This is a genomic window from Pseudomonas umsongensis (assembly GCF_012647205.1).
Classification (GTDB): Bacteria; Pseudomonadota; Gammaproteobacteria; order Pseudomonadales; family Pseudomonadaceae; genus Aquipseudomonas; species Aquipseudomonas umsongensis.
Genome location: NZ_CP051487.1, coordinates 6,532,166 through 6,551,383 on the forward strand (window position 1 = coordinate 6,532,166; position 19,218 = coordinate 6,551,383).

At 59.8% G+C, this 19,218-nt stretch carries 20 protein-coding genes; 6 read left to right on the forward strand and 14 right to left on the reverse strand.

Translation table 11 applies throughout. The annotated features are described in order from the left end of the window. The first annotated feature begins 69 nt into the window (after window positions 1-69). Window positions 70-519: a Cd(II)/Pb(II)-responsive transcriptional regulator gene (cadR, locus tag HGP31_RS29635; RefSeq protein ID WP_020797330.1), complete on the forward strand. Its 450-nt coding sequence runs from the start codon at window positions 70-72 to the stop codon at window positions 517-519. Between the two features lie 124 nt (window positions 520-643). Here cadR and HGP31_RS29640 read toward each other — a convergent pair whose 3' ends face one another. From HGP31_RS29640 to HGP31_RS29650, 3 genes are all read right to left on the reverse strand, one after another. After that, on the reverse strand, window positions 644-1,615 hold the full coding sequence (locus tag HGP31_RS29640; protein WP_020797329.1) for a thymidylate synthase: 972 nt from the start codon (window positions 1,613-1,615) through the stop codon (window positions 644-646). Window positions 1,616-1,664: 49 nt separating this feature from the next. Next, window positions 1,665-2,471, reverse strand: coding sequence for a prolipoprotein diacylglyceryl transferase (gene lgt / locus HGP31_RS29645; RefSeq protein WP_033041945.1), 807 nt, complete (start codon window positions 2,469-2,471; stop codon window positions 1,665-1,667). A gap of 90 nt (window positions 2,472-2,561) precedes the next feature. Further along, a complete protein-coding gene (locus HGP31_RS29650) occupies window positions 2,562-3,344 on the reverse strand; it encodes a sulfite exporter TauE/SafE family protein (protein WP_020797327.1) in 783 nt (260 codons plus the stop codon). A 131-nt stretch (window positions 3,345-3,475) separates the two neighbouring features. Between HGP31_RS29650 and HGP31_RS29655 the strand changes: the two genes are divergently transcribed. After that, a complete protein-coding gene (locus tag HGP31_RS29655) occupies window positions 3,476-4,222 on the forward strand; it encodes an NRDE family protein (protein WP_168759092.1) in 747 nt (248 codons plus the stop codon). 104 nt (window positions 4,223-4,326) lie between these two features. On the opposite strand, the gene ptsP is transcribed toward HGP31_RS29655, so the two are convergent. Together ptsP and HGP31_RS29665 are read right to left on the reverse strand one after the other, a co-directional pair. Next, complete coding sequence (gene ptsP / locus HGP31_RS29660) at window positions 4,327-6,606, reverse strand: phosphoenolpyruvate--protein phosphotransferase (protein WP_020797325.1); 2,280 nt, start codon at window positions 6,604-6,606, stop codon at window positions 4,327-4,329. A gap of 22 nt (window positions 6,607-6,628) precedes the next feature. Beyond that, window positions 6,629-7,108, reverse strand: coding sequence for an RNA pyrophosphohydrolase (locus HGP31_RS29665; protein WP_007897732.1), 480 nt, complete (start codon window positions 7,106-7,108; stop codon window positions 6,629-6,631). Window positions 7,109-7,251: 143 nt separating this feature from the next. Between HGP31_RS29665 and HGP31_RS29670 the strand changes: the two genes are divergently transcribed. Next, window positions 7,252-7,908 carry a histidinol-phosphatase gene (locus HGP31_RS29670; RefSeq protein WP_020797324.1) on the forward strand — a complete coding sequence of 219 codons (657 nt, stop codon included), beginning with the start codon at window positions 7,252-7,254 and terminating at the stop codon, window positions 7,906-7,908. A gap of 104 nt (window positions 7,909-8,012) precedes the next feature. On the opposite strand, the gene HGP31_RS29675 is transcribed toward HGP31_RS29670, so the two are convergent. Next, on the reverse strand, window positions 8,013-8,438 hold the full coding sequence (locus HGP31_RS29675; protein ID WP_020797323.1) for a DUF2269 domain-containing protein: 426 nt from the start codon (window positions 8,436-8,438) through the stop codon (window positions 8,013-8,015). A 40-nt stretch (window positions 8,439-8,478) separates the two neighbouring features. Continuing rightward, window positions 8,479-9,993 (reverse strand): threonine ammonia-lyase, biosynthetic, encoded by a 1,515-nt coding sequence (gene ilvA, locus HGP31_RS29680; protein WP_020797322.1) that lies wholly within the window; start codon window positions 9,991-9,993, stop codon window positions 8,479-8,481. 269 nt (window positions 9,994-10,262) lie between these two features. Here ilvA and rpiA point away from each other — a divergent pair, with 269 nt between their 5' ends. Continuing rightward, on the forward strand, window positions 10,263-10,937 hold the full coding sequence (gene rpiA, locus HGP31_RS29685) for a ribose-5-phosphate isomerase RpiA (protein ID WP_020797320.1): 675 nt from the start codon (window positions 10,263-10,265) through the stop codon (window positions 10,935-10,937). 121 nt (window positions 10,938-11,058) lie between these two features. Here rpiA and HGP31_RS29690 read toward each other — a convergent pair whose 3' ends face one another. From HGP31_RS29690 to HGP31_RS29705, 4 genes are all read right to left on the reverse strand, one after another. Continuing rightward, the gene (locus tag HGP31_RS29690) at window positions 11,059-11,976 is read right to left on the reverse strand and encodes an SdiA-regulated domain-containing protein (RefSeq protein WP_020797319.1); all 918 of its coding nucleotides are present in this window, start codon (window positions 11,974-11,976) and stop codon (window positions 11,059-11,061) included. A 118-nt stretch (window positions 11,977-12,094) separates the two neighbouring features. Further along, window positions 12,095-13,021, reverse strand: a complete 927-nt coding sequence (locus HGP31_RS29695; RefSeq protein ID WP_168759093.1) for an SdiA-regulated domain-containing protein — start codon at window positions 13,019-13,021, stop codon at window positions 12,095-12,097. Window positions 13,022-13,276: 255 nt separating this feature from the next. Next, window positions 13,277-13,942 (reverse strand): fumarylacetoacetate hydrolase family protein, encoded by a 666-nt coding sequence (locus HGP31_RS29700; protein ID WP_020797317.1) that lies wholly within the window; start codon window positions 13,940-13,942, stop codon window positions 13,277-13,279. Window positions 13,943-13,972: 30 nt separating this feature from the next. Then, on the reverse strand, window positions 13,973-15,367 hold the full coding sequence (locus HGP31_RS29705; RefSeq protein WP_033041948.1) for an FAD-binding oxidoreductase: 1,395 nt from the start codon (window positions 15,365-15,367) through the stop codon (window positions 13,973-13,975). A gap of 206 nt (window positions 15,368-15,573) precedes the next feature. Here HGP31_RS29705 and serA point away from each other — a divergent pair, with 206 nt between their 5' ends. Continuing rightward, the gene (gene serA / locus HGP31_RS29710; protein WP_020797315.1) at window positions 15,574-16,803 is read left to right on the forward strand and encodes a phosphoglycerate dehydrogenase; all 1,230 of its coding nucleotides are present in this window, start codon (window positions 15,574-15,576) and stop codon (window positions 16,801-16,803) included. Window positions 16,804-16,854: 51 nt separating this feature from the next. Here the strand turns inward: serA and HGP31_RS29715 are convergent, their stop codons facing one another. After that, window positions 16,855-17,280 (reverse strand): DUF4399 domain-containing protein, encoded by a 426-nt coding sequence (locus HGP31_RS29715; protein ID WP_020797314.1) that lies wholly within the window; start codon window positions 17,278-17,280, stop codon window positions 16,855-16,857. 136 nt (window positions 17,281-17,416) lie between these two features. On the opposite strand from HGP31_RS29715, the gene HGP31_RS29720 reads away from it, so the two are divergent. Continuing rightward, entirely contained in the window at window positions 17,417-18,001 is a 585-nt protein-coding gene (locus HGP31_RS29720; RefSeq protein WP_151143699.1) for a transporter substrate-binding domain-containing protein, read from the forward strand. 36 nt (window positions 18,002-18,037) lie between these two features. Here the strand turns inward: HGP31_RS29720 and HGP31_RS29725 are convergent, their stop codons facing one another. Continuing rightward, window positions 18,038-18,523, reverse strand: coding sequence for a 2-thiouracil desulfurase family protein (locus tag HGP31_RS29725; protein WP_020797312.1), 486 nt, complete (start codon window positions 18,521-18,523; stop codon window positions 18,038-18,040). A gap of 2 nt (window positions 18,524-18,525) precedes the next feature. Then, window positions 18,526-19,158: a 2OG-Fe(II) oxygenase gene (locus HGP31_RS29730; protein WP_020797311.1), complete on the reverse strand. Its 633-nt coding sequence runs from the start codon at window positions 19,156-19,158 to the stop codon at window positions 18,526-18,528. Window positions 19,159-19,218 lie beyond the last annotated feature (60 nt).

The window sequence follows — 19,218 nt, forward strand, 5'->3', positions numbered from 1 at the left end:
AGGTGCCTGTTGCCAAGTAAAGACCCTGTAGCCACTATAGGGTCAAGCACCTATTTGGAGATTGCCGTGATGAAGATTGGAGAGCTGGCCAAACTCACTGACTGCGCCGTGGAAACCATTCGCTACTACGAACGCGAGAACCTGCTGCCGGAGCCGGCCCGCAGCGACGGCAACTACCGGGTCTATACCCAGGCCCACGCTGAACGCCTGACCTTCATCCGCAACTGCCGCACCCTCGACATGACCCTTGAAGAAATTCGCAGCCTGCTGGCCTTTCGCGACAGTCCGCAGGATCAATGTGAAAGCGTGAATGCGCTGATCGACGAGCATATCCATCACGTCAAGGCGCGGATCGATGGTTTGCTGGCGTTGCAGACACAACTGCTCGACCTGCGCCAACGCTGTGGCGAAGGGCCGGATGTTGATCAATGCGGGATTTTGCAGAGGCTGGAAGTGAGTGGCGGGGTTGTGGCGACCGAAGTTGAGCATTCACATGTCGGCCGTAGCCACGGCCATTAGTAGTAGAGGATCGTTCCCATGCTCCGCGTGGGAATGCATCCCGTGACGCTCCGCGTCACAGTGGACGCGGAGCGTCCATGGCGGCATTCCCACGCAGAGCGTGGGAACGATCTGACGGCAGGCTTCAGACCGCCATTGGCGCGGTCATCGGCGCATGGTGTTCATAGCCTTCCAGCGAGAAATCACTCGGTTCCACCAGTTCCAGCCACTCCGGCTGGTAAACACCCGTCTTGGCAAACTCCGGTACGCGGTCGGAAATCACCAGTTTGGGCATCGGGAACGGCTCGCGCTTGAGCTGTTCGTTGAGCATGTCCAGGTGGTTTTCATAGACGTGGGCGTCGCCGATGAAATAGGTGAACCAGCGCGGCGTGTAGCCGGTCAGGCGACCGATCAGGCTTAGCAGCGCGGCGCCTTCGGTGAGGTTGAAAGGCGTGCCCAGGCCCAAGTCGTTCGAACGAATGTAGAGCGTCAGGGAAATCTCCCTGGTCTCGACATTCGGGTGGAACTGGTACAGCAGGTGGCAAGGCGGCAGGGCCATTTCATCGAGCTGCGCGACGTTCCAGCCGTGAAACAGGATACGGCGGCTGCCCGGGTCCTTGATGATGGTGTCGACGCACTGGCGAACCTGATCGATGGCCTTGTACAACACCACATAGGCCTGTCCATCTTCTTCACCTTCGGCAATCTGGCGATAACCCTGCTTCAGGGTTTGTTCGATGGCGGCCGGGTTGCTGACCGGGATCTGCTTGTACGCCGGCCATTTACGCCATTGCACGCCGTAGATCTCGCCGAGGTCGTCTTCACCCTGGCGGAACGGGTTGGCCAGCCACTGGGCGTTTTCATTGGCGTTCTGGTCCCAGACCTTGCAGCCCAACGCACGGAATTGCGCGGCATTGTTCACGCCACGCAGAAACCCGCACATCTCGCCGATGGCGGATTTGAAGGCCATCTTGCGCGTGGTGATCGCCGGGAAACCTTCCTGCAGGTCGTAACGCAGCATGGCGCCCGGAAAACTGATGGTGTTCACGCCAGTGCGGTTGGCCTGTTTGGTGCCGTTCTTGATGACGTGGGCGACCAGTTCGAGATATTGCTTCATGAATTACCTGTGTCCTTGAAACCCGCAGCATCGCTACGGGGTTCGAATTTTATACGGCAGCCGCTGGAGTCGCCGGGGCGCGGTGATACGCCAGCCAGATCAGGAACAGCCCGCCAACGATCATCGGCACGCAGAGCACCTGGCCCATGGTCAGCCAGTTCCAGGCCAGATAGCCCAGTTGCGCATCCGGTACGCGGACGAACTCGACAATGAAACGGAAGATGCCATAGAACAGCGCGAACATCCCCGATACCGCCATGGTCGGCCGTGGTTTGCGCGAGAACAGCCACAGGATCAGGAACAGCGCGACGCCTTCGAGCGCAAACTGATACAGCTGCGACGGGTGACGTGCCAATTGTGCCGGATCAGTCGGGAAGACCATCGCCCACGGCACATCGGTAGCCTTGCCCCACAGCTCGGCATTGATGAAATTGCCGATCCGCCCGGCGCCCAGGCCGATCGGCACCATCGGCGCGACGAAGTCCATCAGCTGGAAAAACGACTTGTTGTTCTTTTTACCGAACCACAAGGCTGCCAACATCACGCCGATGAACCCGCCGTGGAACGACATCCCGCCCTTCCACACTTCAAAGATCAACAGCGGGTTGGCGATATAAGCACTCAAATCGTAGAACAGCACATAACCCAGGCGACCACCGACAATCACCCCCATCGACATCCAGAACACCATGTCGGAGAGCTTCTCCTTGTTCCAGGTCGGGTCGAAACGGTTCAGCCGGCGCGACGCCAGCAGCCAGGCGCCGCCGATGCCGATCAGGTACATCAACCCGTACCAGTGGATTTTCAGCGGACCGATGGCCAAGGCCACCGGGTCGATCTGCGGGTAAGGCAGCATTGCGACTCCTCATGAGTTCAAATCAATTCCCGGGCGACGCTGTCACCTCAGGATTAAGCCAGGATTGTGTCGTGCGTCAGAGCAGATGCTTCAGACTAGAAACTTCAGGCCAACGCCAAACAGCAAAGCGGCAAACAGTCTTTTCAGCAACCTTGGCGACAGATTGTGCGCCAGTCGCGCGCCGAAGCGGGCGAAGACCATGCTGGTCAGGGCAATGCCCAACAGCGCCGGCAAATAAATGAAACCGAGACTATGGGCCGGAAGCAACGGATCGTGCCAGCCCAGAATCATGAAAAATAATGCACTGGACAGCGCAATCGGCAGGCCGCAGGCAGAGGACGTAGCGACCGCTTGCTGCATCGGCACGCTGCGCCAGGTCAGGAACGGCACGGTCAGTGACCCGCCGCCAATCCCGAAAATCGCAGAAGCCCAGCCAATTACGCTGCCGGCTACGGTCAGACCGAGTTTACCCGGCACCGTTCGACTGGCCTTGGGCTTGAGTTCCAACGCCAGCTGCGCAGCAATGACCAAGGCAAACACGCCGATGATCTTTTGCAGGTTGGGCCCGGAGATCGCTTCGGCAGTCAGCGCGCCAAAACCCGCACCGATCAGAATGCCCAGGGTCATCCACGCAAAAATTGGCCAGCGTACCGCTCCACGGCGATGGTGCTCCCGAATGGCGTTGACCGAGGTAAAGATAATCGTCGCCAGCGAGGTGCCTACGGCCAGGTGCGTGAGGATCGACGGATCAAACCCCTGCGCCTTGAAGCTGAATACCAGCACCGGGACAATGATGATTCCGCCCCCCACGCCGAACAGCCCGGCCAGCACTCCGGCACAGGCGCCGAGCGCCAGATAGAGCAGAAATTCCATGCTTTTCCCCTCCCAACCCCAAAATCGGAGCGGCATGGTAACGGATGCATGGCCTCGGGCTCCACTGGATGGCGATGGATACCCGCACGATGACTGCGTAGAGTGGGAAAAAAACACACAAGGATCACCTTATGTGCCTGATTGTTTTTGCTTGGCGACCGGGCCACGCCCAACCGCTGATCGTGGCGGCTAACCGCGACGAATTTTATGCCCGCCCCAGCCTGCCACTGGCGCAATGGCCCGAGGCCCCCCAGGTGCACGCCGGGCGAGACCTGGAGGCGGGAGGAACCTGGCTCGGTGTCGGCGTCAACGGGCGCTTTGCGGCGCTGACCAACATCCGCGATCCGCATCGACCGCCAGGGCGCCGGTCTCGCGGTGAGTTAGTGGCGGGATTCCTCACCAAAGATGTGCCAATTGATGACTATTTAGCCGACGTTGTCGCCCGTTCGCCTGAATATGGCGGATTTAACTTACTGATCGGCAACGCCAATGAGTTGTGGCATTTCAATGCGCGGGAATCGGAAGCGGTGATGCTACCGCCGGGGATCTACGGCCTGTCGAACGCCGGGCTGGATACGCCGTGGCCGAAACTGCTCAGGGCCAAGGCGGCACTAGGCGAGGTACTGGATGATCCGCAACCGCACTCTTTGCTGGCCTTGCTCGGCGATTCACAGCAAGCGCCGTTTGCAGACCTGCCGGACACCGGAGTGGGGTTGGCCACCGAGACGCTGCTGTCGAGTGTGTTTATTGCCAGCCAGAGTTATGGGACGCGGGCGAGTACGGCGTTGATTGTGCGGGCGGATGGCTCGCGGCATTTGGTCGAACGGAGTTTTGGGCCGTTTGGCGGGCATCTTGGGGAAGTGGATATTCGGCTTTAGTGTTGCGTTATTCGTGCGACCCTCTTCGCGAGCAAGCCCGCTCCCACATTTGAAATACGGTTAAATGTGGGAGCGGGCTTGCTCGCGAAGGGGGTGTCGCCAATTCAGAGAGGCTTGATCGCCGCCGGATTGATCATCCGTGCCAACCCCAGGTTCTTCAGCGCCAATTGCAGCGAGCTGTGGATAACTTGCGGGTTGTCGATGGTCATCAGTTCGGCGAGCAGCTGCTTGGCCTTGCTCAAGTTGATCTGGCGCAGCATCCACTTCACCTTCGGCAAGTTGGTGGCGTTCATCGACAAGCTGTCGAAACCCATCGCCATCAATAGCACCGCCGCCGCCGGGTCACCGGCCATCTCGCCGCAGATACTCACTGGCTTGCCTTCGGCATGGGCGTCACGCACTACGGTTTGCAGGGCTTGCAGCACCGCCGGGTGCAGGTAGTCGTACAGGTCGGCTACTCGCGGGTTGTTACGGTCCACGGCCAACAGATACTGGGTCAGGTCGTTGGAACCCACCGACAGGAAGTCCACCTGTCGCGCCAGCTCCTTGGTCTGGTACACCGCTGCCGGAATCTCGATCATCACGCCAATCGGTGGCATCGGCACGTCGCAACCTTCGTCGCGAACCTCGCCCCAGGCCCGGTGGATCAGGTGCAGGGCTTCTTCCAGCTCATGGGTACCGGAGATCATCGGCAGCAGAATCCGCAGGTTGTTCAAGCCTTCACTGGCCTTGAGCATGGCGCGGGTCTGCACCAGGAAGATTTCCGGGTGGTCGAGGGTGACACGAATGCCGCGCCAGCCGAGGAACGGGTTGTCTTCCTTGATCGGGAAGTACGACAGCGACTTGTCGCCGCCGATGTCCAAGGTACGCATGGTCACTGGCTGTGGGTGAAAAGCGGCCAGCTGTTCGCGGTAGATCGCCAGCTGTTCCTTTTCACTCGGGAAGCGCTGGTTGATCATGAACGGCACTTCGGTGCGGTACAGACCTACGCCTTCGGCCCCGCGCTTTTGCGCGCGCGCCACATCCGCCAACAGGCCGGTGTTGACCCAGAGCGGCATGCGGTGGCCATCGACCGTGATGCACGGCAGATCGCGCAGCGCATCCAGCCCGAGGGCCAGTTGCTTTTCTTCTTCGACCACCTCGGCGAACTGCTTGCGCAGCACGTCGCTGGGGTTGGTGTAGACCTCGCCGCGGTGACCGTCGACGATCATGCCTATGCCGTCGACCTTGGAATACGGCAGGTCCACCAGGCCCATCACCGTTGGAATGCCCATGGCCCGGGCAAGGATCGCAACGTGGGAGTTACCGGAGCCAAGCACCGAAACCAGGCCCACCAGCTTGTTTTCCGGAACCTCGCCGAGCATGGCCGGCGTCAGTTCCTCGCTGACCAGGATGGTGTTGTCGGGATAGACCAGGGTTTGCTGGCGCTCTTCCTGCAAATAAGCGAGCAGGCGACGACCGAGGTCCTTGACGTCCGACGCACGCTCACGCAAGTAAGCGTCGTCCATCAATTCGAAGCGGTTGACGTGATCGGTGACCACTTGGCGCAACGCGCCCTGGGCCCACTGCCCGGTCTTGATCACGGTGGTCACTTCGCTGCCAAGCGCCGCATCGTCGAGCATCATCAGGTAGACGTCGAACAACGCGCGCTCTTCCGGGCGCAATTGCGTGGCGAGCTTGGCGGACAACGCACGCATGTCAGCGCGCACACCTTCGATGGCGGTCTTGAACAGACCCAGTTCCGCTTCGATGTCGGTGATGGTCTTGTCGGGCACCACGTCCAGGTCGGCCGGCGGCAGCATGACCACCGCCGTACCGACCGCCGCGCCGGGCGAGCCCGGCACGCCGATGAACTTGGCTTCCTGGATACCCTTGCCCTGCCGGCCCAGGCCACGGATCGAACCGGTGGCCTCGGCGTGGGCGATAACCCCGGCGAGTTGCGCGCTCATGGTCACGAGGAAGGCTTCTTCGCCTTCATCGAACTGGCGGCGCTCTTTTTGCTGGATAACCAACACACCGACGACACGGCGGTGGTGGATGATTGGCGCCCCGAGGAACGAAGCGTAGCGCTCTTCACCAGTTTCGGCGAAGTAGCGGTAGCGCGGGTGATCCGCGGCGTTTTCGAGGTTCAGGGGTTCTTCACGCGTGCCGACCAAACCCACCAGACCTTCATTGGGCGCCATGCTGACCTTGCCAATCGAGCGCTTGTTCAAGCCCTCGGTAGCCATCAACACAAAGCGGTTGGTCTCGGGATCAAGCAGGTAGACCGAGCAGACCTGGCTGCCCATGGCCTCTTTGACGCGCAACACAATAATCCCCAACGCCGCCTTGAGATCCTTGGCGGAGTTAACTTCCTGGACGATCTTGCGCAGCGTATTGAGCATGGCTCGGGGTCGAACTCCGTCGTCAGTCGCGCGCTAAAAGGCGCGGGGCAAGCTCTTTGAGGGCGCGTCGATACACCTCGCGCTTGAATGTCACCACCTGGCCCAACGGATACCAATAACTGACCCAGCGCCAGCCATCGAATTCCGGTTTACCGGTCAAATCCATCCGCACCCGCTGCTCATTGGAGATCAGGCGCAGGAGAAACCATTTCTGCTTCTGGCCGATGCACAGCGGTTGGCTGTGCGTCCTGACCAGACGTTGCGGCAAACGATAGCGCAACCAGCCCCGAGTGCAGGCGAGTATTTCAACATCTTCGCGCTCCAGGCCCACTTCTTCGTTCAGCTCGCGGTACAAGGCGTCTTCCGGCGTCTCCTGGGGGTTGATCCCGCCTTGAGGAAACTGCCAGGCATCTTGATTGATACGGCGAGCCCATAGCACCTGGCCGGCATCATTCGTGAGAATGATCCCGACATTAGGACGGAAACCATCGGGGTCGATCACGGCAACAACCTCGCAAACGCATGTCATCGCATTGTTCCACAAAGGTTGTTAAGGCAGCAACGCGCCGGCCTACGTTATGTGCACTCTTGTGAAAAGTCCGTATTCTGGACGCCTTTCTACAGACTTTTCAGCGAGTAACTGCAATGCGGCTGGCTTTATTCGACTTGGACAACACGCTTCTGGGCGGCGACAGTGACCATGCCTGGGGCGATTACCTTTGTGAACGCGGCTTCCTCGACGCCGTCGCCTACAAGGCCCGTAACGATGAGTTCTACCAGGACTACCTGGCTGGCAAGCTCGATAACGACGCCTACCTGAACTTCTGCCTGGAAGTGCTCGGCCGTACCGAGATGGCCACACTGGATCTATGGCACAGCGACTACATGCGCGACTGCATCGAACCGATCCTGCTGCCCAAGGCGATCGAGTTGCTGGCCCAACACCGCGATGCCGGCGACAAACTGGTGATCATCACCGCCACCAACCGCTTCGTGACCGGCCCGATTGCCGCGCGCCTGGGCGTCGAGACCCTGATCGCCACCGAATGCGAAATGCAGGACGGCCGGTACACCGGGCGCAGTACCGATGTACCGTGCTTCCGTGAAGGCAAGGTGACAAGGCTCAATCGCTGGCTGGAAGAAACCGGGCACAACCTCGAGGACAGCTACTTTTATAGCGACTCGATGAATGACCTGGCGTTGCTGGAGCAGGTGGCGAACCCGGTGGCGGTCGATCCGGATCCGAACTTGCGCGCCGAGGCCGAGAAGCGGGGCTGGCCAGTAATCAGTCTGCGCGGCTGATATTGCCTTCGCGAGCAGGCTCGCTCCCACAGTGGATGTGTGAACGACACAATTCCCTTGTGGGAGCGAGCCTGCTCGCGAATGGGGCAATACGGTTTAAAGGGTTAAACCGGTTTGGCGCCCATCAACCCGGCAATCGCCACAAAGCAGACAAAACTGAACAACGCCAAGGCAAAGGTAAATCTGCCCACCCCACCCGGCGTCTTGCGCACCTTGTTCAGCCTTACCAACAACCAGAACCACGCCAGCGCCGCCACGGTGTAAAGCACACTGGAAGCCAGCAACCAGGTCTGCCCCAACGGCCAGCCCACCAGGTGCACCATCCACCAACCGGTAAACGGCATGCTCAGCAATGCCAGCCCCATCAACAGCCAGACGAACACCCGTGGCCGTTGCAGCGTACGGCTGCCCGCTGTCGCGTCGCCGTTACGCCGGGTTCGCCAGACCCAAATCCCCAGGCCCAGCGCACATACCAGCAACACCACCGTCGCCACCGTGTGCGCCGCTTTCAGGGCCGTCAACGTTTCCATGGTTCGATTTCCTTAAGGGCCTGCCCATCAGCGTAGCCGCTCAGCCAAGAAACAACTGATAGGCCGGGTTGTCGGTTTCGTCCCAGAACGGGTAGCCAATTTCTTCCAGTGCTGCCGGCACCAGGTGACGCTCCTCATGGGGCACCTGCAGGCCCGCGACCACACGACCATCGGCCGCACCGTGGTTACGATAGTGGAACATGGAAATGTTCCAGCGCCCGCCGAGCTTGTTGAGGAAGTTGAACAGCGCGCCCGGACGCTCCGGGAATTCGAAGCGCAGGATCACTTCATCGACCACATGCGCCGCGCGACCGCCGACCATGTGGCGGATGTGCAACTTGGCCAGTTCGTTGTCGGTCAGGTCGACGACCGGAAAGCCCTGCTCGCCCAGGCTGGCGATCAGCGCGCGACGCGGGTCGGTTTCCGGATGAGTCTGTACCCCGACAAAGATGTGCGCTTCGCTGCCAGTGTTGTAGCGGTAGTTGAATTCGGTGATCTGACGCTTGCCGATGGCTTCGCAGAACGCCTTGAAACTCCCCGGCTGCTCAGGGATGGTCACGGCGATGATGGCTTCACGGCCTTCGCCCAGTTCAGCGCGCTCGGCGACATGGCGCAGGCGGTCAAAATTGACGTTGGCCCCGGAGTCAATGGCCACGAAGGTCTGTCCGGTGACGCCGCGGGACTCGACGTACTTCTTGATCCCGGCCACGCCCAAGGCGCCGGCAGGTTCGGTGATCGAACGGGTATCGTCGTAGATGTCCTTGATCGCCGCACAGATTTCGTCGGTACTGACGGTGATGACTTCGTCGACGTAGTCTTTGCAGATATCAAAAGTGTGCTGGCCGATCTGGGCCACCGCGACGCCATCGGCGAAGATGCCCACGGTCGGCAATACCACACGCTCACCCGCCGCCATGGCGGCTTGCAGGCAATTGGAGTCGTCCGGCTCGACACCGATGACCTTGATGTCCGGCCGCAGATACTTCACGTACGCCGCGATACCGGCGATCAGGCCGCCGCCACCGACTGGAACGAAGATCGCATCCAGGGGCGCCGGGTGTTGGCGCAAGATTTCCATCGCCACTGTGCCCTGCCCGGCAATGGTGTGGGGATCGTCGTAGGGGTGAATGTAGACGTAGCCTTTTTCGTCGACCAGTTTCAACGAGTAGGCCAGGGCCTCCGGAAACGAATCGCCGTGCAGCACCACTTTGCCACCGCGCGAACGCACGCCTTCGACCTTGATCTCGGGCGTGGTCTTGGGCATGACGATGGTGGCTTTCACGCCCAGGACCTTGGCCGCCAGGGCCAGGCCTTGCGCGTGATTACCCGCCGAAGCGGTAACCACGCCGCGAGCGCGCTCTTCATCGCTCAGCTGCGTCAGCTTGTTGTAGGCGCCGCGAATCTTGAACGAGAACACGGGCTGCAAGTCTTCACGCTTGAGCAAAATCTCGTTGCCCAGCCGCTCGGAGAGCTGGCGAGCAGTCTGCAATGGGGTTTCTACGGCAACGTCATAAACGCGCGAGGTGAGGATCTTTTTGACGTACTGTTCAAGCATCGGAAAGCATCACTGAGCGGGTTGGGCAGGATCAAGGAGTCTAACCCGGCTTTTAGCCGCACGACCACCTGTTGTAGGAGCGAGCATGCTCGCGAGAAACCCAAAGGCGCTGCGGGGTGCCTGGTTTCATGCGTTATCGTTCACGGCTATCGCGAGCATGCTCGCTCCTACAGGGAACAGTCACGGACCGCCAATCGGACAATGACCTTCCCTGCCCCGAGGCCTATAATGCCAGCCTTTCGTTCTCTCTTCGGCACTTCGGAGCCCGCATGACCCAGGATCAACTCAAACAGGCAGTAGCCCAGGCCGCCGTCGACTTCATCCTCCCGAAACTCGACGACAAGAGCATCGTTGGGGTCGGCACCGGCTCCACCGCCAACTGCTTCATCGATGCCCTGGCCAAGCACAAGGGCGCGTTCGATGGCGCCGTCGCCAGCTCCGAAGCCACCGCCGCACGCCTCAAGGGCCACGGGATCCCGGTCTATGAGCTCAATACGGTCAGCGACCTGGAGTTCTACGTCGACGGCGCCGACGAGAGCGACGAGCACCTGAACCTGATCAAGGGCGGCGGCGCAGCCCTGACCCGTGAGAAAATCGTCGCGGCCGTGGCCAAGACCTTCATCTGCATCGCCGACGCCAGCAAACTGGTGCCCGTCCTCGGCGCCTTCCCGCTGCCCGTGGAAGTGATCCCGATGGCCCGCAGCCACGTGGCCCGCCAGCTGGTGAAACTCGGCGGTGATCCGGTCTACCGTGAAGGTGTAGTCACCGACAACGGCAACATCATCCTCGATGTGTTCAATCTGGAGATCACCAATCCGGTGGAACTGGAGTCGCAGATCAATGCGATCGTCGGCGTGGTCACCAACGGCTTGTTCGCGGCGCGCCCGGCAGACCTGTTGTTGCTGGGCACGAGCGAAGGTGTGAAGACCCTGCGCGCCGAGTAAAACATACGCCCCCTTGTGGGAGCGGGCTTGCTCGCGAATGCGGTGTGCCAGTCAACAGAGATATCACTGACACACCGCATTCGCGAGCAAGCCCGCTCCCACAGTTGATTTGCGGTGTTTGTTAGTTCTGCGGTGGTTTCTTGAAGACGTAGAACAGATTCGGTTCACTCACCAGGTACATCGTACCGTCGTCGTCCATGGCGATACCTTCCGCTTGCGGTACGGTCTTTTGCAGACCTTGCCGACCCTTGTTCAGTGACATGGTGCTCAGCGGTCGACCATCCACATCCAGCTCCAGAATCAGCCGCGACTCGTCGGACAGCGCCAGCAAGTGCCCGCTGCGCTCGTCGTATTGCAGGCTCGACAAATCCCGCACAAACATCCCGGCGTCGCGCTTGGGATTGTTGACCACATGTACCGCGTAGGACTTTTCCGGATTGAAATGCGGAAAGCCGTGCACTTCGTAGATCAGCATCGGGTCGCGCTCCTTGGCGACAAACAAGCGCTTGCCTACCGAATCGTAAGCCAAGCCTTCGAACCCCTTGTTGCCGCTCATGTGCACACCGAGGGTCATCTGTTCCGCGTCCGCAGCGTCGAGAAAGCTGGTGTCATGCTCCAGATGGATCTTGATCAGGCGCTGCTGGCGCTCGTCCGTGATCACGTAGGTGTCGGCGCTGATGAACTCGACAGCTTCAGGATCACCAAAACCGACCAACGCGATGCGCCGCAAGATCCTGCCGTCGAGCGACAGCTCGATCAATTCGGAGTTTTGATTGGTGACCGTGAACAGGCTTTTGCGCACCGGGTCGTAGGTCAAGGCTGAAACATCATCGTCCAGCCCTTCAATGACCTGCCCCTCCAGCACCACCCGATACTGATCCAGGCCGATGGACTGGGTGCTCATCGGCTGCCAGAGCGTACGCAGGTTGAACCAGGTGCGCTCGAACAGGCGTAAATGCTGCCCGAACGCGATCAATACGCTCAGGGCAATCACCGACAGGAGCAACAGCAGAGGTTTGGGGCGGGCTAATCGGCGCATTCAGGCGGGCTCGGCTTCAGGACAGGCGGATGAAATATCACGCCTGCCTGAACTGAAGCTTAATGGCCATTGGCCTGATCCTACAACCAGAGGCGAAAAAGCCTACACGAAAAGTTGATTATTTCTGCTTTTCGAAACGGTAAAACAGATTTGGCTCACTCACGATGTACATCGTGCCGGCCTCATCCATGGTCACGCCTTCAGCCCGTGGGATGGTTTTTTTCAAGCCGTTGAAGCCACCCAGCAAGGTCATGAAGCTGACCTGTTCGCCTTTCTCGTCCAGCTCCAGCAACAGGTGGGAGTCAGCGGACAACACCAGGGTGTGGCCCGTGCGCGGATCGATGGCAAGGGCAGACAGGTTGCGGATGTCCAGCTCGTCACTGGCCAGCTTTTGCTTGTCGCCGCTGAGCGTCGTGCCGTCGCCTTTCCAGGTGAACAGCGCGGGCGGACGCTCTTCGCCGAGCAGCATTTGCTGATTGCGCGCATCCCATACGACCGCCTCAAACGCCTTGTTCTGGTCTTTCGAAGGGCCAAGGTCGAACTTCGGGAAATCAGCGAAGTTCAGCTCGCGAGTGCCGGCATCGACCTTGACGAGGGAGATCTGGTGGTCACGCTCATCGACAATGGCCAGCATTCCATTGCCCAGCGCTGTTACCCCTTCAGGATTGCTCCAGCCTACCAAGGGCATTTTGCGCAGCACATCGCCTTGCAGCGACAACTCGACCAGGAACGGGTTCTTACCCATTACCGAAAACAGGGTTTTGGTCTGGGCATCGTAGGAGACGTCCGATGCCTCGTCCTTTTCCATGCCCGGAAGTGGCTTGGCGTCGATCACCGCATGATAGTCCGGCAGCCAGACGCTGCCCTGACGTTCGGCCGGGCTTTCAAAACGCTCCAGCACCCAGAGCACGCCGCGGTCATCCCAATGCATGGCAAACGCCAAACCGTAGGCAGCGGCGACCAGCAGCAACAGCCAGGAATACCAACGCAGGGCAAAGCGCGAGCGACGGGCAGGTTTGAGCGACGAGATTGGTTGAGTGGCCATCAGGGCATGCGTTCCAGAAATTCAGGCTAGGGGTAATAGCACAATTGGGCCCGGCTCAGATGCCGAAAGCCGTGGAAATTATCCAGACATCATGTGAAAAAAACGGGAAATGGCGGGATAGGAGCAGTCGCACACCCTAATGTAGGAGCGAGCATGCTCGCGATGGTCGCCAACGATAACGCTGGATACCAGGCATCCCGCGTCGATCTCAGGTACATCGCGAGCATGCTCGCTCCTACAAAGGGTTTGCGTTGCTTAGCGAACGCTGCTGGTGAAGCTGCTTGCGCCCGGCAGTTCCAGGACGATCTCGTCGCCGACATTCAGCGGACCCACGCCCACCGGTGTGCCAGTGAGGATCACGTCACCGGCCTGTAGCGAAAAGCAACCGGCCATGTGCTGGATCATCGGCACGATCGGGTTGAGCATCGCACTGCTGTTGCCATCCTGGCGCACTTCGCCGTTGATGGTCAGGCGGATGCCGATGTCGGTCAGGTCGGCGAAGGTGCTGCCGGAAACGAACGGGGCAATCACTGCTGCGCCGTCGAAGGACTTGGCGATTTCCCAGGGCAGGCCCTTGGATTTCAGCTCGGCCTGCTTGTCGCGCAGGGTCAGGTCCAGGGCCGGGGCGAAGCCGGAGATGGCGTCCAGCACTTCTTCAACGCTGGGCTTGGTCGACAACGGCTTGCCAATCAGTACGGCGATTTCCGCTTCGTAATGCACCGAGCCACGCTCGGTCGGAATGCTGAAACCGCCTTCCAGCGGCACCACACAACTGCCCGGCTTGATGAACAGCAGCGGCTCGGTCGGCACCGGGTTGTCCAGTTCCTTGGCGTGTTCGGCGTAGTTACGGCCGATGCACACCACTTTCCCCAGCGGGAAGTGAATACGCGTACCGTCGACATACTGGTGCTGATAGCTCATGGACCGACTCCTGGTTCGTAGCTCTTAAAGTCAAACAGCGAAAATCTTGCCCGGGTTCATGATCCCGTTCGGGTCGAACACCGCCTTGACCGCTTTCATGTACTCGATCTCAACCGGGGAGCGGCTGTAGGTCAGGTAATCACGCTTGGTCATGCCCACGCCGTGTTCGGCGGAAATCGAGCCGTTGTACTTCTCGACGGTTTCGAACACCCACTTGTTGACGGTTGCGCACTTGGCGAAGAACTCGTCCTTGCTCAAGTTATCCGGCTTGAGAATATTCAAGTGCAGGTTGCCGTCGCCGATGTGACCAAACCAGACGATTTCGAAGTCTGGGTAGTGTTCGCCGACGATCGCGTCGATTTCCTTGAGGAATGCCGGCACTTTCGACACGGTCACCGAAATGTCGTTCTTGTACGGCGTCCAGTGGGAAATGGTTTCGGAAATGTATTCGCGCAGTTTCCACAGGTTCTGCAACTGGGTTTCGCTCTGGCTCATCACACCGTCCAGGACCCAGCCCTGCTCGACACAGTGCTCGAACGTTTCCAGGGCGTGGTTGGCCACTTCTTCGGTGGTCGCTTCGAATTCCAGCAGCGCGTAGAACGGGCAATCGGTTTCGAACGGAGCCGGCACATCACCACGGCCCATGACCTTGGCCAGGGCCTTGTCGGAGAAGAATTCGAAAGCGGTCAGGTCGAGCTTGCCTTGGAAGGCATGCAGCACCGGCATGATCGAGTCGAAATCGGCGGTGCCGAGGACCATGGCAGTAAGATTTTTCGGCGCGCGATCCAGGCGCATGGTCGCTTCCACCACGAAGCCCAGGGTGCCTTCGGCGCCGATGAAGAGCTGGCGCATGTCGTAGCCGGTGGCGTTCTTGATCAGGTCTCGGTTCAGCTCCAGCACGTCGCCCTTGCCGGTGACGACTTTCATGCCGGCCACCCAGTTACGGGTCATGCCGTAGCGAATCACCTTGATCCCGCCGGCATTGGTGCCGATATTGCCGCCAATCTGGCTCGAACCTGCCGAAGCGAAGTCCACCGGGTAGTACAGGCCCTTTTCTTCGGCCACGTTCTGCAGATGTTCGGTGACCACGCCCGGCTGGCAAACGGCAGTGCGGTCGGTGAGGTTCACGTCGAGGATCTGGTTCATGTAGTCGAAGGACACGACCACTTCGCCATTGGCTGCCACTGCGGCGGCGGAAAGGCCGGTGCGGCCACCGGAAGGCACCAGCGCCACCTTGTGTTTGTTGGCCCACAGGACGATGGCCTGGACCTGTTCGGTGGTCTTGGGGAACACGATGGCGGTCGGAGCCGGAGCGAAATGCTTGGTCCAATCCTTACCGTAAGCATTCAGGGAGTCGGCATCGGTCAGCACCTTGCCAGGCTCAACCAGGGTCTTCAGCTCATCAATCAGGGCAGGATTGGTCATCGACAGAACTCTCGAACAATTCATGGTCATCCTGAGAACGCTTCACGTCGCAGGAATGAGTGTTTAGCGGGGTGCATATGCTAGCATACCGACCCCGCAGCATAGTGCCCAACGGCTGTTCTGCGGTGACGGCTTTCTTGCCGTGCGGGTCAGCTCCGGGCTGCTCCCTTCCCTGCCATTTTTCTCCGGGATACAGGTTTACGCAGATGAGCAAGACTTCTCTCGATAAGAGCAAGATCAAGTTCCTTCTTCTCGAAGGCGTCCACCAATCGGCTGTCGACGTCCTCAAGGCGGCGGGCTACACCAGCATCGAGTACCTCACAGGTTCTCTGCCGGAAGCCCAGCTCAAGGAAAAGATCGCTGATGCTCACTTCATCGGCATTCGCTCGCGCACTCAACTGACCGAAGAGATCTTCGATCACGCGAAGAAGCTCGTAGCTGTAGGGTGTTTCTGCATCGGCACCAACCAGGTCGACCTGAGCGCTGCCCGCGAACGCGGTATCGCGGTGTTCAACGCGCCGTACTCCAACACCCGCTCCGTTGCCGAGCTGGTGCTGGCCGAAGCGATCCTGTTGCTGCGCGGTATCCCTGAGAAGAACGCTTCCTGCCACCGTGGTGGCTGGATCAAGAGTGCGGCCAACTCCTTCGAGATCCGCGGCAAGAAGCTGGGCATCGTCGGTTACGGCTCGATCGGTACTCAGCTGTCGGTCCTGGCCGAAGGCCTGGGCATGCAGGTGTACTTCTATGACACCGTGACCAAGCTGCCACTGGGTAACGCCACCCAGGTCGGCAACCTGCACGAACTGCTGGGCATGTCCGACATCGTGACCCTGCACGTACCGGAAACCGCTGCCACCCAGTGGATGATCGGCGAGAAGGAAATCCGCGCCATCAAGAAGGGCGGCATCCTGATCAACGCCGCGCGCGGCACCGTGGTCGAGCTGGACGCCCTGGCGGACGCGATCAAGGACAAGCACCTGATCGGCGCGGCCATCGACGTGTTCCCGGTGGAGCCACGCTCCAACGACGAAGAGTTCGAAAGCCCGCTGCGTGGCCTGGACAACGTGATCCTGACGCCGCACATCGGTGGTTCCACCGCCGAAGCGCAGGCCAACATCGGCCTGGAAGTGGCAGAAAAACTGGTCAAGTACAGCGACAACGGTACTTCGGTATCGTCCGTGAACTTCCCGGAAGTAGCCCTGCCGGCTCACCCTGGCAAGCATCGCCTGCTGCACATCCACGAGAACATCCCGGGCGTAATGAGCGAGATCAACAAGGTCTTCGCCGAAAACGGCATCAACATTTCCGGTCAGTTCCTGCAGACCAACGAGAAAGTCGGCTACGTGGTGATCGACGTAGATGCCGAGTACTCGGACCTGGCGCAACAGAAACTGCAACACGTCAACGGCACCATTCGTAGCCGCGTTCTGTTCTAAGAGCAGCGTGCGGCATTAAAAAGGGAGCCCCTGCGAAGGGGCTCCCTTTTTTTATTTGACGTTTACAGTGATCTTCTCGGAGACGATCGGTGGGTCGAACGGCATGTGACCGCTGTCGCCCAACTCCAGCTGCAAGGTATGCTTGCCCGGCGGCAGCGTTACTTCAGCCTGGGTCTGCGCCTTGCCGAAGTGCAGGTGGTTGGCATCGTTCGGGATCGGCTGGCCAGCCGCCGGCAGTTTGTCCACGTCAATCAGCAGGTGATGGTGGCCCGTGTTTTTGGTGGCATCGCCAGCTGGCGCCAACGCGATGTTCTCGACAGCGAACTTCACCACGAACGTCTGCGGGACCGTGGCATCATCTTTGGGAGAAACAATGGACACTTCAGCACCTTTCGGGGCTGGCGTTGCTGCACTGGCCAACACTGAAACACCCATCAGCAGACCAGCCAGTGCAGCACGTGACATAAAGGTTTTCATTCTCTTCTCCAGTTTTTACGTAAAATTCGCGTGACCATCACAACTTCATGGTCAATCGTTGTCGAAAGGCACTCGACAACCATAGCAAAGCGAGCCTGATCCAGAGCGTCGCGATAATGATTTCAAAGGAGTGACCATGCGTTTTCTGCCTGGCCTGATCTGCCTGCTACCCCTTTTGAGCCCGTTGGCTCATGCCGAACTGATTGACGACGTGAACGATCGCGGTGAATTGCGCATTGCCCTTGAGGCTAATACCCCCCCCTTCAGTTTCAAGGAGGATGGCAATCTAAAGGGCTTCGAAGTCGAGTTGGGCCAACTGCTGGCCAACGAACTGGAGGTTCGCGCCGACTTTGTCGTGACAGATGCCAGTGATTTGCTGGCCGGCGTGGAAAGTGGCAAATACGACATCGCCATCAACCACATTGCACAGACCCCGGCGCTTTCGGATCGTTTCGATTTCACCGAGCCTTACATCAAGGCCAATGCGCAATTGATCGCGCAGAAAGAAGAGCCACGCTCGATATTGCTGGTGCAGTCGTTGACAGACCAAAAGCCGAAAGCCATCCAGGCAGTGAACTTGTCGATTCCATTCCAGAAGGGTAACCCGGCGTTTCACGCCAGCCTGGAAAGCGCGCTGCAACGGATCAAGGCGGATGGGCGGCTGGAGGCGCTGGAGAAGAAGTGGCTGGGGCCGGATACCGGAGTGGCACCGAACCCCTGAGTCGCAAGCCAAACCTGTGTGGTTTTGTGTGGGTCGTTAATCGAGTGCTGCCAGTGCCTGAGCCGCATTCGCGAGTTCCAGCTCACTGAAGACCCGCACCCCATGGCGCCTGAGCAGCGCCGCCGTGACCCCTTCGCCCGTGACTTTCACTCCACTGAACGTCCCGTCATAGGTCAGCAGATTGCCGCACGACGGGCTATTGGCCTTGAGCACGGCAATGCGTATGTCGTGTTGTTGCACCAGTTCAAGGGCTTGATAAGCCCCTGACAGAAACTGCGCACTGACATCCTCGCCTTCCGTGGTGATCACCGCGGCCTGGCCATCGAGTACTTCGCCGCCCTGCCCACCGGGAATTTCCGCCGCCGCCCGTGGCGTCGGCAGGCCACCGGCAACTTCCGGACACAACGGCACCACCCGACCTTCGTCGATCCACCGCTGCAACTGATCGAAGGGCCCGCTGGCCCCGCCGTCATAACGTACGCGGTGACCCAGCAGGCAGCGGCTTACCAGTATCTTTTGCATGATCAGAACGGCTCATTGCCTCGACGCCGGAACCAGCCGGTCAACGACAGGCGCTCACGGCTCGCAGGCAGGACTTCATGGGGGACCTCCCCCGACAGGAATACCACCAGGCATCCACCGATGGGTACTACATCGTATTGCGCACCTTCTTCCAGGTACATGCGCAACTGACCACCCTGCTCAGGCAGCCAGGCATCGTTGAGGTAGACCACCGCCGACACCATGCGCCGGTCGTCGTCACGGAACCGGTCGACATGCTTGAGGTAGAAAGCGCCAGGCGGGTACATCGCGAAATGACTCTCAAAGTCCTCCAGCCCCAGGAACAGGCCACGGTTGAGCGCCTCGCGCAGGCTGTCCATCAACGCCAGATAGCTGTCGCAGACCTCGGCCTGGCCGGGCTCGATCCACTGGATATGATCGCCGCGAATCCCCTCGCGAATCTCCGACGACGGCCCTCGACCCACGGCAGCCGGGGCCAACTCACCTTCGGCCGCACGTTTACGGCACTCAGCCGCCAAGGCTCGGGTCAGATCCTGAGGCAGGAAAATATTCTGCTGCGACCAACCGTGGGTAGCCAGGTCGTCGACGATTTGTAACAGCAGTGGGTGATCAGAAGGTATTTGCATGGCGCGCATAGTATTCCTGCGCCTGAAAATCCGACAGAGCCATGCAGCGGGTTGATACGAATTCTCGAC

Excerpts from the sequence above, each read along its gene's own strand:
- HGP31_RS29650 (WP_020797327.1), bottom strand. The coding sequence starts at position 3,344 with ATGGAATTTCTGCTCTATCTGGCGCTCGGCGCCTGTGCCGGAGTGCTG.
- ilvA (WP_020797322.1), bottom strand. The coding sequence starts at position 9,993 with ATGCTTGAACAGTACGTCAAAAAGATCCTCACCTCGCGCGTTTATGAC.
- HGP31_RS29655 (WP_168759092.1), top strand. The coding sequence starts at position 3,476 with ATGTGCCTGATTGTTTTTGCTTGGCGACCGGGCCACGCCCAACCGCTG.
- HGP31_RS29715 (WP_020797314.1), bottom strand. The coding sequence starts at position 17,280 with ATGAAAACCTTTATGTCACGTGCTGCACTGGCTGGTCTGCTGATGGGT.
- HGP31_RS29730 (WP_020797311.1), bottom strand. The coding sequence starts at position 19,158 with ATGCGCGCCATGCAAATACCTTCTGATCACCCACTGCTGTTACAAATC.
- ptsP (WP_020797325.1), bottom strand. The coding sequence starts at position 6,606 with ATGCTCAATACGCTGCGCAAGATCGTCCAGGAAGTTAACTCCGCCAAG.
- HGP31_RS29695 (WP_168759093.1), bottom strand. The coding sequence starts at position 13,021 with ATGGCCACTCAACCAATCTCGTCGCTCAAACCTGCCCGTCGCTCGCGC.
- HGP31_RS29640 (WP_020797329.1), bottom strand. The coding sequence starts at position 1,615 with ATGAAGCAATATCTCGAACTGGTCGCCCACGTCATCAAGAACGGCACC.
- HGP31_RS29700 (WP_020797317.1), bottom strand. The coding sequence starts at position 13,942 with ATGAGCTATCAGCACCAGTATGTCGACGGTACGCGTATTCACTTCCCG.
- HGP31_RS29670 (WP_020797324.1), top strand. The coding sequence starts at position 7,252 with ATGCGGCTGGCTTTATTCGACTTGGACAACACGCTTCTGGGCGGCGAC.
- HGP31_RS29690 (WP_020797319.1), bottom strand. The coding sequence starts at position 11,976 with ATGCGCCGATTAGCCCGCCCCAAACCTCTGCTGTTGCTCCTGTCGGTG.
- serA (WP_020797315.1), top strand. The coding sequence starts at position 15,574 with ATGAGCAAGACTTCTCTCGATAAGAGCAAGATCAAGTTCCTTCTTCTC.
- lgt (WP_033041945.1), bottom strand. The coding sequence starts at position 2,471 with ATGCTGCCTTACCCGCAGATCGACCCGGTGGCCTTGGCCATCGGTCCG.
- rpiA (WP_020797320.1), top strand. The coding sequence starts at position 10,263 with ATGACCCAGGATCAACTCAAACAGGCAGTAGCCCAGGCCGCCGTCGAC.
- HGP31_RS29720 (WP_151143699.1), top strand. The coding sequence starts at position 17,417 with ATGCGTTTTCTGCCTGGCCTGATCTGCCTGCTACCCCTTTTGAGCCCG.
- HGP31_RS29725 (WP_020797312.1), bottom strand. The coding sequence starts at position 18,523 with ATGCAAAAGATACTGGTAAGCCGCTGCCTGCTGGGTCACCGCGTACGT.
- cadR (WP_020797330.1), top strand. The coding sequence starts at position 70 with ATGAAGATTGGAGAGCTGGCCAAACTCACTGACTGCGCCGTGGAAACC.
- HGP31_RS29705 (WP_033041948.1), bottom strand. The coding sequence starts at position 15,367 with ATGACCAATCCTGCCCTGATTGATGAGCTGAAGACCCTGGTTGAGCCT.
- HGP31_RS29675 (WP_020797323.1), bottom strand. The coding sequence starts at position 8,438 with ATGGAAACGTTGACGGCCCTGAAAGCGGCGCACACGGTGGCGACGGTG.